The organism is Mediterraneibacter sp. (assembly GCF_030825015.1).
Taxonomy (GTDB): domain Bacteria; phylum Bacillota; class Clostridia; order Lachnospirales; family Lachnospiraceae; genus Mediterraneibacter.
The window spans coordinates 47,039-62,855 of record NZ_JAPJQP010000007.1 but is presented as its reverse complement, the minus strand read 5'-3'; the positions used below and the strand labels follow the sequence as shown (position 1 = coordinate 62,855).

14 protein-coding genes and 1 riboswitch are annotated in these 15,817 nt (G+C 43.8%); all 14 genes read right to left on the bottom strand.

Annotated features, from left to right (window positions below; genetic code table 11):
- Positions 1 to 11: 11 nt before the first annotated feature.
- A complete protein-coding gene (gene argF, locus RCH61_RS05285) occupies positions 12 to 995 on the bottom strand; it encodes an ornithine carbamoyltransferase (protein ID WP_178006306.1) in 984 nt (327 codons plus the stop codon).
- 52 nt (positions 996 to 1,047) lie between these two features.
- Entirely contained in the window at positions 1,048 to 1,839 is a 792-nt protein-coding gene (locus RCH61_RS05280) for a TrmH family RNA methyltransferase (RefSeq protein WP_178006307.1), read from the bottom strand.
- 17 nt (positions 1,840 to 1,856) lie between these two features.
- Positions 1,857 to 2,540, bottom strand: coding sequence for a potassium channel family protein (locus RCH61_RS05275; RefSeq protein WP_178006330.1), 684 nt, complete (start codon positions 2,538 to 2,540; stop codon positions 1,857 to 1,859).
- Between the two features lie 20 nt (positions 2,541 to 2,560).
- Positions 2,561 to 3,949, bottom strand: a complete 1,389-nt coding sequence (locus tag RCH61_RS05270; RefSeq protein WP_178006308.1) for a TrkH family potassium uptake protein — start codon at positions 3,947 to 3,949, stop codon at positions 2,561 to 2,563.
- A gap of 192 nt (positions 3,950 to 4,141) precedes the next feature.
- A complete protein-coding gene (locus tag RCH61_RS05265; RefSeq protein ID WP_178006309.1) occupies positions 4,142 to 4,834 on the bottom strand; it encodes a response regulator transcription factor in 693 nt (230 codons plus the stop codon).
- On the bottom strand, positions 4,827 to 5,882 hold the full coding sequence (locus tag RCH61_RS05260) for a sensor histidine kinase (protein ID WP_178006310.1): 1,056 nt from the start codon (positions 5,880 to 5,882) through the stop codon (positions 4,827 to 4,829). Before RCH61_RS05260 ends, RCH61_RS05265 begins: the two co-directional genes overlap by 8 nt.
- Before the next feature lie 229 nt (positions 5,883 to 6,111).
- Positions 6,112 to 7,305: a methionine adenosyltransferase gene (gene metK / locus RCH61_RS05255; protein WP_178006311.1), complete on the bottom strand. Its 1,194-nt coding sequence runs from the start codon at positions 7,303 to 7,305 to the stop codon at positions 6,112 to 6,114.
- Between the two features lie 211 nt (positions 7,306 to 7,516).
- A riboswitch (SAM riboswitch) is annotated at positions 7,517 to 7,614 on the bottom strand.
- A gap of 73 nt (positions 7,615 to 7,687) precedes the next feature.
- Positions 7,688 to 9,109, bottom strand: a complete 1,422-nt coding sequence (locus tag RCH61_RS05250) for an MATE family efflux transporter (RefSeq protein ID WP_178006312.1) — start codon at positions 9,107 to 9,109, stop codon at positions 7,688 to 7,690.
- Positions 9,110 to 9,115: 6 nt separating this feature from the next.
- The gene (locus tag RCH61_RS05245; protein ID WP_178006313.1) at positions 9,116 to 10,093 is read right to left on the bottom strand and encodes an N-acetylglucosamine kinase; all 978 of its coding nucleotides are present in this window, start codon (positions 10,091 to 10,093) and stop codon (positions 9,116 to 9,118) included.
- Positions 10,090 to 11,154 (bottom strand): amidohydrolase family protein, encoded by a 1,065-nt coding sequence (locus RCH61_RS05240; RefSeq protein ID WP_178006314.1) that lies wholly within the window; start codon positions 11,152 to 11,154, stop codon positions 10,090 to 10,092. Before RCH61_RS05240 ends, RCH61_RS05245 begins: the two co-directional genes overlap by 4 nt.
- A gap of 55 nt (positions 11,155 to 11,209) precedes the next feature.
- A complete protein-coding gene (locus tag RCH61_RS05235) occupies positions 11,210 to 12,046 on the bottom strand; it encodes a carbohydrate ABC transporter permease (protein WP_178006315.1) in 837 nt (278 codons plus the stop codon).
- Positions 12,047 to 12,057: 11 nt separating this feature from the next.
- A complete protein-coding gene (locus RCH61_RS05230; protein WP_178006316.1) occupies positions 12,058 to 12,933 on the bottom strand; it encodes a carbohydrate ABC transporter permease in 876 nt (291 codons plus the stop codon).
- Positions 12,934 to 13,028: 95 nt separating this feature from the next.
- Positions 13,029 to 14,312, bottom strand: coding sequence for an ABC transporter substrate-binding protein (locus tag RCH61_RS05225; RefSeq protein ID WP_178006317.1), 1,284 nt, complete (start codon positions 14,310 to 14,312; stop codon positions 13,029 to 13,031).
- Positions 14,293 to 15,651 carry an alpha-galactosidase gene (gene melA / locus RCH61_RS05220; RefSeq protein ID WP_178006318.1) on the bottom strand — a complete coding sequence of 453 codons (1,359 nt, stop codon included), beginning with the start codon at positions 15,649 to 15,651 and terminating at the stop codon, positions 14,293 to 14,295. The genes RCH61_RS05225 and melA overlap by 20 nt, the downstream gene beginning before the upstream one ends.
- Positions 15,652 to 15,817 lie beyond the last annotated feature (166 nt).

Genomic DNA, 15,817 nt, shown 5'->3' with positions numbered 1-15,817 from the left:
CCATTTTTAACTTAAAGTGTTGCCGCCATGACCGCCTTAATTGTATGCATCCGGTTCTCTGCTTCATCGAACACTTTTGACTGTTCAGACTCAAACACTTCATCCGTCACTTCAATATCCGTAATTCCAAAACGCTCGCCGACTTCTTTTCCGACTTTCGTCTTCAGATCGTGAAATGCCGGCAGACAGTGAAGGAAGATCGCTTCCGGTTTCGCATTGCTCATCACTTCTTTTGTCACTTTATATGGAGACAACGCTTTGATCCGTTTTTCCCACACTTCGTCCGGCTCTCCCATAGATACCCAGACATCTGTGTAAATAATATCAGCGTCTTTCGTTCCTTCTTTCACATCGCTTGTCAATGTGATCGTCGATCCTGATGCCGCTGCATAACCGCGGCATTCCTCTACAAGTTCCTGATTCGGAAAATATTCTTCCGTCGTGCACGCAACAAAATCAAGTCCTAATTTCGCACAGGCAATCATAAGAGAATTTCCCATATTATAGCGGGCATCCCCCATATACACAAGTTTCAGTCCTTTCAGCTTTCCGAAATTTTCACGGATCGTAAGCATATCCGCAAGCATCTGTGTCGGATGATACTCATTTGTCAAACCATTCCAAACCGGAACGCCTGCATATTTCGCCAGTTCCTCGACGATCTCCTGTCCATACCCCCTGTACTCAATCCCGTCATACATTCTTCCCAGTACTCTCGCCGTATCTTTAATGCTTTCTTTCTTACCGATCTGTGATCCTGTCGGTCCGAGATAAGTAGAACCCATCCCAAGATCGTGAGCGGCAATTTCAAAAGAACTGCGTGTACGGGTACTGTCTTTTTCAAAAATCAGCGCTACATTTTTGCCTTTGTGCCATTCCGTCAGGATGCCCTGTTTCTTCTTCTCTTTCAGTTCTGCGGAAAGATCCAAAAGATATAAGATCTCTTCCGGTGTAAAGTCTTTCAGTGTCAAAAAATGTCTTCCTTTTAAATCCATTGTCTTTCCCTCTCTCTTCTTATTGATTTTTATTTTCTTTTGTTTTCTCTTTCTATCCTTTATCACTCTGTCTGCGTCTCTGCCTTCCAGCCTCAAACATGAGCACCGCCGAGGCAACCGCAGCGTTTAAAGATTCCGCCGATCCTTTCATCGGGATCAGGATCTTCCTGTCTGCACATGCCGCAGTTTCTTCCGTCAGTCCATTCCCTTCGTTTCCTATGAGAAACGCACATGCCGTTCGGTAATCTTCCTGATCATAATCTGTCTCGCCGCCCAGATGCGCCGCATAAATTTTAATCCCTGCCAGTTTCATCTCATTGATCGTTCCCGTCAGATCATCCGTATAAAGAAACGGAAGCCGTAAAACCGCTCCCATAGTCGAACGGATAACTTTCGGATTATACAGATCCACACAATCTTTACTCAACACGATACCCGTTGCCCCCGCAGCCTCTGCCGTTCGAAAGATCGTTCCTAAGTTCCCCGGATCCTGAATATTTTCCAGCACGAGCACATGAGGGTTTTCTCCCAAAACGTCTTCCATTGTATATTCCATCCTGCGCACAACGGCAAGAACTCCCTGCGGAGTCTTTGTATCAGACACACGGGCAAACACCGGATCTGACATGACTTCCGCCGATTTTATGAACTGTTCGTTTTTTTCTTTCCTGCATTTTTTTTGAAAGCTTTCCGAAATATACAGCTTTACAATGCGTTCCTTTGGAATCTCGGCTGCCATTCGCGGGCCTTCGGCAATAAACACGCCTTCGGTTTCTCGTTCGCGGCTCTTTTTCTGAAGCCGAATCAATTCCTTCACTTGTATATTAGATGTACTTGTAATCATTTTATCACCTGTCGTTTCTATCTGTTCTTCGTATCAAATTTTTCAAGAATATCGTTGGAACCGATTACGATCAAGATCGTATTTTCCTGAAGATGTTCCTGCGGATCGATCGCCACTTCGATCTTTCCGTTCTTAATTATACCGACAACATTGATCCCCAGACGTTCCCTTATGCCAAGATCAACAAGACTCTTGCCGATCCAGTTCTTTGGCACAACGATCTCTACCATACTGTAATCGTTCGAAAGAGATATCCAATCCACAAATTCTTTCGACACAAGACTTTTTGCCACACGGCTTCCCATCTCGATCTCAGGATACACGATGCGGTCTGCCCCGACCCTTTGCAGAATCGCTCCCTGGAGCTTATCTTTCGCCTTCGCCACTACAAGTGGAATTCCCATTTCCTTGCAGAGCATCGTCGCCATAATACTCGCCTCCAGACTTTCCGAAGTGGCAATGACAACGCCGTCTAAATTCCGTCCTCCAAGAGACTGTAACGCATCAGGATCTGACACATCTGCCTTAACTGCATAAGAAACTTTATCGGCGATCTCCTGCACCTTTTCATAAGATTCGTCTACTGCCAGCACATCGCATCCCATATTTTCTAATGTAAGAGCCACACTCGAGCCAAAACTTCCAAGTCCCAGCACTGCAAACTGTCTATTCATAATCTGTCTCCCTTCGTTTTCATGCATCATCCTCTTTTATCCGTCTTCTATCCAAGCATTACATTTTCTTCCGGCAGTTCTCTAAACTGTGAATCCCTGTCACTTCGTCCTGATAACAGCAGCGCCATCGTCAGCGGTCCGATCCTGCCGACATACATAAGGATCATAAGGATCACATGACTGCCCCTGCTCAAAACCGGGGTAAGATCAGCCGTCAATCCGACTGTCCCCATTGCAGACGCCGCCTCATATGCCAGATCAAGAAAATCAACTCCCGGTTCAAAAATCGTAAGAGCCGTAATTCCCGTCATCAAAAAGATCAAAGTTACCATCGTGATCGTAATTCCCGATCTGACAATATTGTTATCAATCTTTCTGTCAAAACACTCCGTATCCTTTCTGTTTTTCAGCACACAGAGAACCGTAAGCAAAAGCATCGCGATCGTCGTTGTCTTAACGCCTCCGGCCGTACCTGCCGGAGATCCTCCGATAAACATAAGCATGCATCCCAAAAGCTTGGAACTTTCCCGCAAAGCGCCCTGCGGCACAGTGGCAAACCCTGCCGTTCTTGTCGTAACCGACTGGAACAGCGACGCCATCATCTTCTCAAACAGATTCATATTTCCTATCGTTTCCGGATTGTTGAACTCAAGGAGGAAAAAACCGAGAGTTCCGCATAAGAGCAGCATCCCCGTCATCACAAGTACGATCTTGCTCTGCAAACGAAGGCGGGTAAACATCCATTTCAACGGTCGTTTCTTCATTCCCCACAGCTTTCTTGCATTGACCGCAATATCATGCCATACCGGAAAACCAAGTCCTCCCATAACGATCAGAAACATTGTTGTAAAATTAATAAGCGGAGATCCAGCATATTGAATGAAACTGGTACTTCCAAGAATATCGATCCCCGCATTACAAAATGCCGAAATCGAATGGAAGATCCCATAACCGATCCCCTTTATAAAGCCAAATTCCGGGACAAACCGGATCGCAAAAAGTACTGCGCCGATCCCCTCCACCAAAAACGTTCCTTTTAAAATGCGGATTATAAATCTTACAAGTCCCGAGAGCGTATCCAGTCCATATGCCTGCCGTATCGTGATCCTGCCTTTCATATTGATTCTTTTTCCTAATAAAAGAAAAAACGCGGACATACATGCGATCACCCCAAGTCCGCCGACCTGTATCAAAAGCAGCAGGATCAGCTTTCCCAGCAGCGTAAACTGCTCTGCCGGAACTACGGTCATAAGACCCGTAACACACACGCCGCTGACAGACGTAAACAATGCATCGATAAATTCAATCGGTTTTTGATTACAGACCGGAAGGCTAAGCAGTATTCCTCCTCCGAGGATCACACCGAAAAAGCCCATTGCTACAGTCTGCACTGTATTTAACTTCAATTTTCTCGGACTCTTTTTCCCTTTTTCCATTTTTCAAAATCACCCTTTGATCTTAATCTGTCTTCCCCTATATCCGGCATCCATCTTATCATGTCCGCCGTTTCTCTTTTGACTTCTATATGATACACGCATTTATCAACATTTACAATAGAAAAGGAGCTCCGAAAACGAAACTCCTTTTTGCCCGCTGTAAATGCAGATTTCTTTTTATTTCTCGCACGATTATACTTTAAAGCGATAACCGACGCCCCATATCGTTTCAATATACTGCGGATGCGACGTATCGTATTCGATCTTCTCGCGGATCTTCTTAATATGAACCGTCACGGTAGCGATATCTCCGATCGATTCCATATCCCAAATCTCGCGGAACAATTCTTCTTTCGTATACACATGGTTCGGATGACTTGCTAAAAATGTAAGCAGATCGAATTCCTTCGTCGTAAACGACCGTTCTTCTCCTCCGACCCAAACCCGTCTCGCTGTTGTATCGATCTTCAGTCCGCGGATCTCAATAACTTCATTTTCTTCCGCATTGCTGTTGATCAGACGTTCATATCTGGCAAGATGTGCTTTCACACGCGCCACGAGTTCGCTGGGACTAAATGGCTTTGTCATATAATCGTCCGCGCCAAGACCAAGTCCCCTGATCTTATCAATATCATCTTTTTTCGCAGAAACCATAATGATCGGAGTATTCTTCTGATCTCGTATCTGACGGCAGATCTCAAAACCGTCAACACCCGGAAGCATCAGATCAAGAATAATCAGATCGAAATCGCCTCCAAGCCCTTTTTGCAGTCCCAGTTCTCCGTCGTTCGCCACTTCCACTTCAAAATTACTCAGCTCAAGATAATCCTTTTCAAGGTCTGCAATACTTTCTTCATCTTCCACGATCAAAATACGCTTACTCATCAATCGATACCTCCTGATATTTTCTGATTACAAAATACATTGTTGTTCCGGCGCCCTCTTCACTGGTCGCCCATATATTGCCTCCGTGCTCTTCCACGATCTTCTTCACGATCGAAAGCCCGATTCCGCTTCCTCCCTTTGATGAATTTCTGGAAGCATCCGTCCGGTAAAAGCGATCAAAAATGTACGGCAGATCCTTCGCCGCAATGCCCTTGCCGTTATCGCCTAATTCAATCTGAATAAAATCACCGACATCTTTTACTTCCATCGTAACCTTTCCGTTCGGTTTATCCATATATTTTAAAGAATTAGACACAATATTGTTAATAACTCTTCTAAGCTGCTCCGGATCAACGATCACTTTACAGTCTTCTTCCATGTCGTTTCGATAGGTAAACTCTACCCCCTTCGACTCAAGCTCCATGTGAAGATCCTCTCCGCAGTCTCCGAAATAATCTTTCGCAGATATTGTCGTAAAATTATACGGGATACGGTTCGTATCGATCTTTGAATAAAGAGTCAGCTCATTAATAAGCAGATCCATCTCATTTGCTTTATTATAGATTGTCTTAATGTATCTGTCCATCTTTTCCGGTGTGTCGGCAACCCCGTCCATGATGCCTTCTACATATCCTTTTATGGCAGTGATCGGCGTCTTCAGATCATGAGAAATGTTACTGATCAGCTCTTTGTTCTCCCTGTCAAATGCTACTTTTTCTTCTGCATTGGCTTTCAGCCTGAGCCTCATTTCCTCAAAGTCCTGACAGAGCTGCCCGATCTCGTCGTCTGATTCCTGCCTGATCTCAAAATCAAGGTTGCCCTCTTTGATATTTCTTGCCGCCTTTTGAAGTTTTGCCAAAGGAAGCGAAACCGAACGGTAGATCCAATAGATCAGCATCGTCGTCGTAATAAATACAACGATCATATAAAGCTGCTGAAGTTCTCCCACCTCCCGCGGTGCAAATGTATGCATCACGACCGTCATAAAGATCATAGGCAGGATCATAACAGACATAAATGCCACGATCAATTTTGTCTTAAGTTTCATAAGCGCTCCTCCCAAAACAGATTCTCGCTTTCGCGTGATAATATTATTATACCGTCATGACACTGCTTCTTCAACGAAACTTTTTATAAACAAAGCCTGCCCCGCCTTTTTTCACCTTGTCTTCAAAATTCACTTCTTCAAAAAAAGAAACCGCCGCCCATTCATGCTCTCCATGTCCGGGCAGCGGCCTTGCTGCATTTCACATGCTGCAACCGTTTTTGGTCTACGACTAAAGATATTTTTTCAGATCGTCAACTTTATCCAGTTTTTCCCACGGAAGTTCAACATCCAATCTTCCGAAATGTCCATACGCCGCAGTCTGTTTGTAGATCGGTCTGCGCAGATCCAGCATTTTAATAATTCCTGCCGGACGGAAATCAAAGTTCTCACGGATGATCTCTACAAGTTTTGTATCCGAAACCTTTCCCGTACCGAATGTATCTACCGATACAGATGTCGGCTGTGCTACGCCAATCGCATAGGAGAGCTGAATCTCACAACGTTTCGCCAGTCCTGCCGCCACGACATTCTTCGCCGCATAACGTGCTGCATATGCCGCAGAACGGTCAACCTTCGTGCAGTCCTTTCCCGAGAAAGCGCCGCCGCCGTGGCGCGCCATTCCGCCGTAAGTATCAACGATGATCTTGCGGCCCGTCAAACCGCTGTCCCCATGAGGTCCTCCGATTACAAAACGGCCTGTCGGATTAATGAAAAATTTCGTTTCATCATCTGTCATATGCGCCGGAATCATTTCATCAAAGACATATTTCTTAATATCTTCATGGATCTGTTCCTGCGTCACTTCCGGGTCATGCTGCGTAGAAAGAACAACCGCATCCAGACGTTTTGGAACACCGTTCTCATCATATTCCACAGTTACCTGTGTTTTCCCATCCGGACGAAGGTACGGCAGTGTTCCGTTCTTTCTCACTTCTGTCAGACGGCGCGCAAGTTTATGTGCCATTGCCACCGGGTACGGCATATATTCTTCTGTTTCATCGGATGCATAACCGAACATCATTCCCTGATCTCCTGCTCCGATCGCTTCAATATCATCTTCTGACATTTTATGCTCTTTTGCTTCAAGCGCTTTGTCAACGCCCATTGCAATATCTGAAGACTGCTCGTCGATCGTTGTGATCACACCGCACGTATCCGCATCGAATCCGTATTTTCCTCTCGTATATCCGATCTCACGAACTGTATCGCGCACAATCTTCGGAATATCTACATATGCCTTTGTCGTGATCTCACCCATAACCATTACGACGCCTGTCGTACAACATGTCTCACAGGCAACACGGCTCATCGGATCTTGCTCCATAAGCGCGTCTAAAATCGCATCCGAGATCTGATCGCACATCTTATCCGGATGTCCTTCTGTAACTGACTCAGAAGTAAATAAAATCTTTTCTCTTTCCATAACCGTTCTCCTTTCATCCACTTTCTCTATTTCTTTATGATCAAGAAAGAATTCTGCCTGCAGAATTCTCCGCCTGCGGCGGGTTGCTTCAGCAACATAATTCCTATCCGCCGCAGTGCAATCCTCGCGGAGCGTTTTTATTTCACGGAACACAGTTCCTATGAAATAAAAACAGCCCGCAAAAGCGGACTGTTTCTCTATCACAACAATCCTCTTATTGTTCGATGACTCGCTCAGGTTGGCACCTTCCTGCTCAGGGGTTGCCGCAGCTTCTCAGATCCTTTGTATCTCCACTGCTCTGAATAAGAGAAAGTATTTTTATTCAATTATTTGTTCCAAACAAGACTTTACAATGTACATACAGAAATGTCAATGCTTTTCTTCATTTTTCCACAGAAGTTCTCACTTTCATCTCCCTGCTTCCGGTCAGATTCTGAAGCCACACTCCCTTTTTCACCATGACCGCGCCCGCAATACATTTCAGCCACTCTCCAATCTGCATCGCGCTGTAAACAGCCCACGGAGCAAGACTTGTGTATCGGCACAAAACAAAAACGACCGGAACGTTCACGCACCAAAGGAATACACAGTCAAAGAAAAAAGTAATCCCTGTTTTTCCGCCTGCCCGAAGCGTAAAGTAAGCGGCATTCAAAAACGCATTCTGCGGGGTAAACACCGCCTGCGCCAAAATAAGCCCCATCGCCGCCGTACGCACAGCATTTGTCGTATTATAAATCCGCGGGAAAAACGGTGCGCAAAGAAACAGTAAGACAGATACTGTAAAACTGATAAAAATGCAACACGCAATCATCTTATTATCCGTATCCCTTGCCTTTTTCATATCTCCGGATCCAAGAACCTGCCCTACTATAATAGCCACCGATTCTCCCATCGCCGCAAAAATAACACTGAAAAGGTTATTGATCGTATCTGCAATATTCATTGCCGCAATTACCGTCAAACCTCTCACCGAATAATTTTGCACCAGCACGGCCATCCCAAAAGACCACAACGCCTCGTTCAGCAAAAGCGGCATTCCCTTCACAAAATATTTTTTCACAAGATGGCTGGGGATGGACATTGTTCTGTAAATGCCTTTCATATATGTATTTGTTTCAGTATGAGTATGCGCCCAAATCACAACGGCCGCCGCCTCTACATAGCGAGACATTACGGTCGCCACAGCAGCCCCAGCCACACCGAGCCTTGGAAATCCAAACTTTCCATATATAAGCAGATAATTCAAAATAAGATTAACTGCCACCGCCATGATTCCGGCTTTCATAGGCACAACTGTTTCTCCGCATTCGCGCATCGTACTTGCATAGATCTGTAAGATCATAAACGCCGGAAAATACAGTAGAACAATCCTCATATACGCCATACCGTACTTCAACGTCGCTCCTGAACTACCACCGTTCTCCCCAGTCAAATACAAAAGAATCAGTTCTTTTCCAAAAAATAAAAAAACAAAAACGGCGCCGACAGTAATGATCAGCGCCAGCCAAAACTTATAGCGAAACGTACTGCGTATTCCCTCGTCATTTTTCTGTCCAAAATATTGCGCGGTGAAAATTCCCACCCCGGCAACCCCGCCAAAAATACACAGATCATACACAAAAATAATCTGATTGACAATCGAGACTCCCGACATTTGCTCTGTCCCAAGTCTTCCGACCATAATGTTATCCAGCAGATTCACAAAATTCGTAAGTCCGTTCTGCACCATGATCGGAATCGCGATCGCCATAACCATTGTATAAAAAGCCTTGTTTCCGATATATTTTTCTTTTATTTTTTTCATATCATTTTATACACGCATATACTGTGCCTTGCGCAGATTGTCAATCATCTGTTCGCTCACCTCATATCCGTCTTCCCTGCATGCCAGTATAATTCCGCCCGCAGACGGCAGAAGACACGGTTCTGTAAAAACGCATGAAACGTCCTGAAGTTCTTTTTCCATAGTTTCTTTTATATATTTCATCGCTTTGAACACGCCGCCTGAATAAGACACATAGACCGGAGTATCAAAATGTCCGTTTCGGTATACGCCTTTTACAACCTTTGCAAGTTCACGAGCCGCACTTTTGAAAATATCTGCCGCAGCAGCGTCGCCTTGTTCCGCAAGCTCATATGCATCCTTAGACATAGAAGCCAGCTTATCCCGTTCCCCTTTCCACTCGTTAATGACGAGCTTAAGAATGTCTTCAGGACACGCAAGATGATATTTTGTTAAAATGTAATCAAACATAGCGGTTTTTTCTTCTCTTCCATCCGCCTGCATCGTAAAATGCCGGATCAACTGACATCCGATCCAGTAACCACTGCCTTCATCTCCTCCAAAAAGATGATGCCATCCTCCGCTTCGCACATAACGTCCGTCTTTATCAAACCCAAGGCCGATCGATCCCGTTCCTGCAATAACGTGAATCCCCTGTTTCCCAAGAAGCGATCCCGCCAGCGCATTTTCCGTATCGTTACCTAGTGTTATCGCCATTCTCGGAAACGTTTCCTGCACAAGACGTGTGAGAATCGGCACATCCGACGGGATATCCTTAAAACCTGCGATTGCTATAAAACTATGTGTAATCTCACTTTGTGCAATCCCGGCCTGACAGCAGATCTGCAAAATGCCGTCTTTTAACACTGACAGAACATGATCGATCCCATTCACCATATAATTGCCCGGACCTAATGTACACGCAGCCTCCAATTCTCCCGTCTCACGGCATAAGAGGAACGCCGTCTTCGTTCCGCCGCAGTCAACGCTTAAATACCGTCTCATCTCACACCTCCCGCAAATCTGCTTTCGTCAAGGGAAAGAACCTTACACGCATTTTTGTAGTAAATTTTTCTCAATATTTCGTCCTCCAGTCCGATCCCATAGATCGCCCATCTTCCCTGACCCGGAAGTTCTCCTTCCGGCTGATACGGAAAATACTCGTCTTTCGTCTCAAAGAAACGATAATAAATCTTATGACATCCCATACTAAGCGGCGTACAGTCTGTACCGAACAAGATCCGATCCTGATGCTTCACAAAAAACTCCCGCGCGCTGTAAGGCACTCGTCCAATCTCCGCCAGACGCGCCGCAACATCAATATACATATTCGGATATTTCTCCAGCTGCGCGCTCACCCAACCCAAATCTTCCGCATAACTTCCGACATGAGCGATCACAAACGTTGTTTTCGGATGGCTGCGCACTGTATTCTCCTGCATTTGCATAAGTTCTTCAAAGCTCATATATGTTTCACGATCTGAAAAATCCCACTCCGGACAGACATCAAGCTCTTCCCAGCGTTCATTCCTCTCACTCTTCGGAGTAAAAAACGCCGCCGGATCGGCAATATGCATCAATACCGGAATATGCAGTTTTGCCGCCGTATCATAGATGATATCAAAACGAGGATCATCTGTACGGATCGGCTTGCCGTATTTATCCCGCTTCCACAGCGAAAGATCTTTCCACAACTTAATTCCCCGACAGCCCTGTCTGTACGATTCTTCTATAACCGTTTCTGTCCTATTACAAAAATCAGGCTCATCATATGCAGAAAAATCAAGCTGCATAAAATTGAAAAACATTTCCTCGAACCCTTCTTGTTTCTTTTGCATCTTTTTCAGTTCTTGTCCGAAATAGCCATCCATGTTTACAGCGCATACAACGCCGGATTCTTTCAGTTCCCTTACATACTCCTGCGTATCATACTCTGTTTCATACGATTCCCCTAACAGCATTTTTCCCATGTGCATATGAAAATCTATCACCGGATATGCCGGCTTATCAATTTCCGTCTTTTTCAGCACTGCGGCACAGACAGGATCAAACTTTTCTAATTCCATGCAGGATCACCCCCTTTGATTTTATCTTTATAATTCTCTTTTGATATATTTTACGTTATTTCATTCCCGTCATCGTAATTCCTTTAATGAACTGCTTCTGGAAGATAATAAATACGATTGACGCCGGAATCATAATAAGAGAGGCCGCAGCCATCGTCGCCGAAAGATCTGACAAATGCTGCGTTGAAAAATACGACATCGCAAGCGGCAGCGTCATATTTTCCGAACTGTTCAAATAGATCAACGGTGTCTGATAGTCATTCCAAAGTCCCAAAAACGTAAAGATCGTCAAACTTCCAAGCGCCGGGCGTATCCCCGGGAGCACGATTTTCCTATAGATCGTAAAAGGTCCTGCATTATCGAGCATCGCACACTCAAAAAGTTCCTTCGGCATATCGTCAATAAACTGTTTGCACAGAAAAATTCCAAATGCATTCACAAACGTAGGCACAACAAGCGAAATGATCTTATCATACCATCCCAGCTTTGAGATAAGCAGAAAATTCGGGATCATCATCGCCGCTGTCGGCATCATCATTGTGATCAATATGACATAAAACAACGCTTTATTCAATTTGAATCTGTATTTCGATAACACGAATCCGATCAAAGAACTTGTAAACAAAACAACAATCGTATCTATAATCGTCACAAAAAGCGAGTTTGCCATCCACCTGAAAAATGGGGACTCGGTCAACACTTTCACATACCCGTCAAGTGTAAACTGCTTCGGCAGCATATTCGTAGGTTCCAGCAAAATCTCTTTCGTTGATTTAAACGAATTAGAAAGCATCCAAAAGTACGGCGCAAGAAACAGAATTGCTGCCAAAAACAAAATCACAAATGAAATGATTCTTAATTTTCTGTTCTTTTTGTCTTTTAACATTTTCATAACTACGCCTCCTAATATTCCCAGTCTACCGAGCTCTTCTTCTGTTCGATCAAAGACAGCGTCATGATAATAACAAACAGCACAAGCGAAACGGCAGATGCATATCCCATATCTTTATATTCAAACGCCATCTTATAAATATATCTTGAGAGCACAAGTCCCGAATTTTGAGGTCCGTCTTTTAAAATGAGTACCGCAAACTGTGCAAACATCTGGAAATGTGAAATCAATGTTTGTACGATCACAAACTGAAAACTTCTTCCAAGCAGCGGCCATGTAATCTTACGGAATTTCACCCATTCGCTCGCCCCATCCAGATCTGCTGCTTCATATACATAAGAAGGGATTCCGTCTATTCCTGCTGAAAACAAAATAATATTATATCCGACATCCACCCAAATGGTATAAATAATCAGAGAGATCATGACTACTTTCGGATCTCCGAGCCAGTTGATCGAATCGATCCCTATTTTATTAAGCGCCACATTCAAAAATCCGGTTGTCGTTGGAAAGATTGAACGAGAAAATACAACAGAGGTTGCAACCATAGGCGCAATACACGGAAGGAAAAATACCATCCTGAAAAAACTTCTTACCTTATTCGATTTGAACCATGAGATCATCTGTGCAACGACAAGAGCGATCCCGATATTTAAAGTAACTGTAACAAGTACAAATACTAACGTATTAATAAGTGCCTTACGAAAATCCGCGTCCTGAGCAAGCCTCACAAAGTTTTCTAGTCCTATAAATTTATTATCCGAACTAAGTGGATTATAGTTAAAGAACGAAATCACAAGGCCGATCACGATTGGGATAACAATAAATATAAACATATGCAGCATAGCCGGTATCATAACCGTCCCTACAAACTTTTTGTTTTTCATGGCGTACCCCCTTGTGAATCAGGCTGCCGCTTCACATCTGTTGCTCTCGTCTTTCATAGTTCTTCTCATGTCTGATCTGCGACAGCCGATATACATTACTCTAATATTCCATTCAGTTTCTCATTCATATCTGTCATTGCCGCATCAATCGAGTCATATTTACCTGAGCAATATGCGACAAATGTATTATTGATCGTTTCTTTCAAACGGTCTGTATTAAAGCTTCCGATAAATTGTCCCTGATCGAGAATTCCGACAAGAATGTCCGCATACGGAACTTCTTTCTTATATTCTTCGCTCTGAGCCAGACTCTTTTTCGCCGGGATCTGTGTACAGCGGATATTATGCTCTAACATAACATCATCCTGATACAGATACTCAAGGAATTTTATCGCCGCTTCCTGCTCTTTACAGCTTGCACTGACTGCCAGAGACCATCCGTTTTCTGAAGCAAATTTTTGATTGTTTCCATACTGAGGCATTGCAACATAATCAAAATCTGTACCGAGTTTTAATCCAAATGACTGCTCACCTTCCGAAATCGTCCACGGACCGCGTGGAACCATCATATTTCTTCCTGCATATAACTGCTGATAACCTTCCATATCGGCTCCGCCTGTCAGACCTTCAAGATCTGTAACTTTGTCTTCTGTTACCATCGTCGCAAGTTCGTTAAAAGCAGTCTTAGCTGCATCTGTCGTTACGTCGAATTTCCCGTCATCCGTCATATAATCCGCATCCTGCTGAAGTATAAAAGCAAGGAAATAATACGGTACGGAATCCCAGTTAACAAAATCAAATCCTTTGCACTGGAAAATATTTCCGTCATGTTCTGTTCCTTTTATAGCCGTTTCTCTAAGCTCCGCCCATGTCGTCGGAACAGTAAGCTCCTTCGCTTCTAAAAGCGCATCGTTTACAAGCATTCCACCGTACTCAATATTATACTCTAACGGGATACCGTACATTTTATCTTCATACTCAAGCGCTCCATATGTCGGCGCATAATTTTCTTCCCGCACTTTTTCTGCCATTTCCTCAGGCAATTCCATCAATGTTCCGTAAGGAGTGAAGTCTAACGCCCAGCCTCCCCACAATTCATAAATATCAGCTCCGCCTTCTCCATCGATCAAAGCCGTCTGCACTTTCGATTCAAACTCGTCATACGGGAACGTCTCAAGTTTAATGTGAATTCCCTTGTTTTGGGCTTCAAATTCTTTGATTGCGTCCTCATATGCCGCATTCCACGGTTCATTGATATGACTCCACATTGTCAGCGTAACATCATCTTTTCCCGCCTTATCTTCTCCGCCGCCTGAACATCCTACCGCTGAAAATACCATAACTCCGCATAATATTAAACTAACGATTCTCTTTTTCATGTAGCACCTCCATATTTATTTTCAAGGATTTAAAATAACCTAAGTATTCTGCATTTTTATCAAGCATTTCCTGAACCATGTTCTGAATTTCATCCATACTGCACACCGCGCTTGTAAGCGGATCATATAAAACAGCCTGAAATACAAGATTCGGATCTCCTTCAATAGCCGCTTTCACAGCCAGATCTTCAATCAGCGCCGAGTTGTTTACGAGCACTGCAAGGTGGTCGGGAAGCGTGATCTGTTTGATCGGAACAATCCCTTCTTCTGTTGCGACCGTCGGAACTTCCACACATACTCCCTGTTTTACATTCGTGATGTAGCCGTGGTTTTTCAGGTTTCCGTTAAAGAAATAAGGTGTATGATCGCCAAATACCGCATTGAAAATATTGGAAGCATATTCTTCTCCTCTTTCAAGTTCCACCTCGCCATTTTCAAGCCAGTCTGTATACTCCTTCTCCCATGTGTCTTCCCGTCCTAAATATTCATCCAAGATGTATCCGTATGCACCCGGATTCCATCCTGTTCCGTGAGTACAATATTTTTCGATCAGATCCGGACGTTTTCTGAACCACGCGACATACTCTGAATTATGTCCTGACGACTCGGTATTAAAGTATCCTAATTTCTTAAACATTTCGATTCTGACAGGTTCTTCAGCAGCCACTTCCTCTCTTTCAATCGCCCTGTAAAGCTCCGGGTAAGCGTCTTTTCCATCCACTTTAAAATCAAGATAAAATGCCTGATGATTGATTCCCGCACATGTGTAGCGAACCTGTTTATCTTCCGCTCCGATCCATTTTGCAAGCATTTCCGCTGTTCCCTGTACGCTGTGGCACAATCCTGTAATATTCATATCAGACATCGACTGCAGATAACTTACAAGCATTGCCATCGGATTTGTGTAGTTAAGAACTACCGCATTCGGACATACTTCTTCACAATCTCTGATAATATCAAGAAGTACCGGAGCGGTTCTTAAAAACCGGAATATACCGGATGGACCGCGCGTATCTCCTACGCAGATATCGACATTATACTTTTTCGGAATTTCGATATCATGCCGCCAGACTTCTACACCTCCCTGCAAAATTGTAATCAGAACGCCATCCGCATCTTTCAACGCTTCTTTCCGATCCTGCGTTCCCTTTACTGTTGCCGGATAATTGCCCGCGTCAACAATCTTCTGTACTCCTCTTACCGCATATTCAAGGCGCTTCGGATCAATGTCCATCAACATCAATTCCGCATCCCGAAACGCCTCGAATGTAAGAATGTCTCTTACAAGGTCTTTGGTAAAATCCAGAGATCCTGCTCCTATAAATGTAAATTTTTTCATGCTGCACCTCCGTTTACTAAACATTATGTCTTTGTTTATCTAAATCATAATATTTGTTTACCTGATTTTCAAGTAATTTTCACAAATTATTTTATTTTTGTCTGATTTTTATAGTTATTTTAACCTATTTTGTTTACTAAACTTTCTTTTTTGTTGATAATTTACA

Coding starts and splice junctions, on each gene's coding strand:
- argF (WP_178006306.1), bottom strand. CDS start 995: ATGGATTTAAAAGGAAGACATTTTTTGACACTGAAAGACTTTACACCG.
- RCH61_RS05280 (WP_178006307.1), bottom strand. CDS start 1,839: ATGATTACAAGTACATCTAATATACAAGTGAAGGAATTGATTCGGCTT.
- RCH61_RS05275 (WP_178006330.1), bottom strand. CDS start 2,540: ATGCATGAAAACGAAGGGAGACAGATTATGAATAGACAGTTTGCAGTG.
- RCH61_RS05270 (WP_178006308.1), bottom strand. CDS start 3,949: ATGGAAAAAGGGAAAAAGAGTCCGAGAAAATTGAAGTTAAATACAGTG.
- RCH61_RS05265 (WP_178006309.1), bottom strand. CDS start 4,834: ATGAGTAAGCGTATTTTGATCGTGGAAGATGAAGAAAGTATTGCAGAC.
- RCH61_RS05260 (WP_178006310.1), bottom strand. CDS start 5,882: ATGAAACTTAAGACAAAATTGATCGTGGCATTTATGTCTGTTATGATC.
- metK (WP_178006311.1), bottom strand. CDS start 7,305: ATGGAAAGAGAAAAGATTTTATTTACTTCTGAGTCAGTTACAGAAGGA.
- RCH61_RS05250 (WP_178006312.1), bottom strand. CDS start 9,109: ATGAAAAAAATAAAAGAAAAATATATCGGAAACAAGGCTTTTTATACA.
- RCH61_RS05245 (WP_178006313.1), bottom strand. CDS start 10,093: ATGAGACGGTATTTAAGCGTTGACTGCGGCGGAACGAAGACGGCGTTC.
- RCH61_RS05240 (WP_178006314.1), bottom strand. CDS start 11,154: ATGGAATTAGAAAAGTTTGATCCTGTCTGTGCCGCAGTGCTGAAAAAG.
- RCH61_RS05235 (WP_178006315.1), bottom strand. CDS start 12,046: ATGAAAATGTTAAAAGACAAAAAGAACAGAAAATTAAGAATCATTTCA.
- RCH61_RS05230 (WP_178006316.1), bottom strand. CDS start 12,933: ATGAAAAACAAAAAGTTTGTAGGGACGGTTATGATACCGGCTATGCTG.
- RCH61_RS05225 (WP_178006317.1), bottom strand. CDS start 14,312: ATGAAAAAGAGAATCGTTAGTTTAATATTATGCGGAGTTATGGTATTT.
- melA (WP_178006318.1), bottom strand. CDS start 15,651: ATGAAAAAATTTACATTTATAGGAGCAGGATCTCTGGATTTTACCAAA.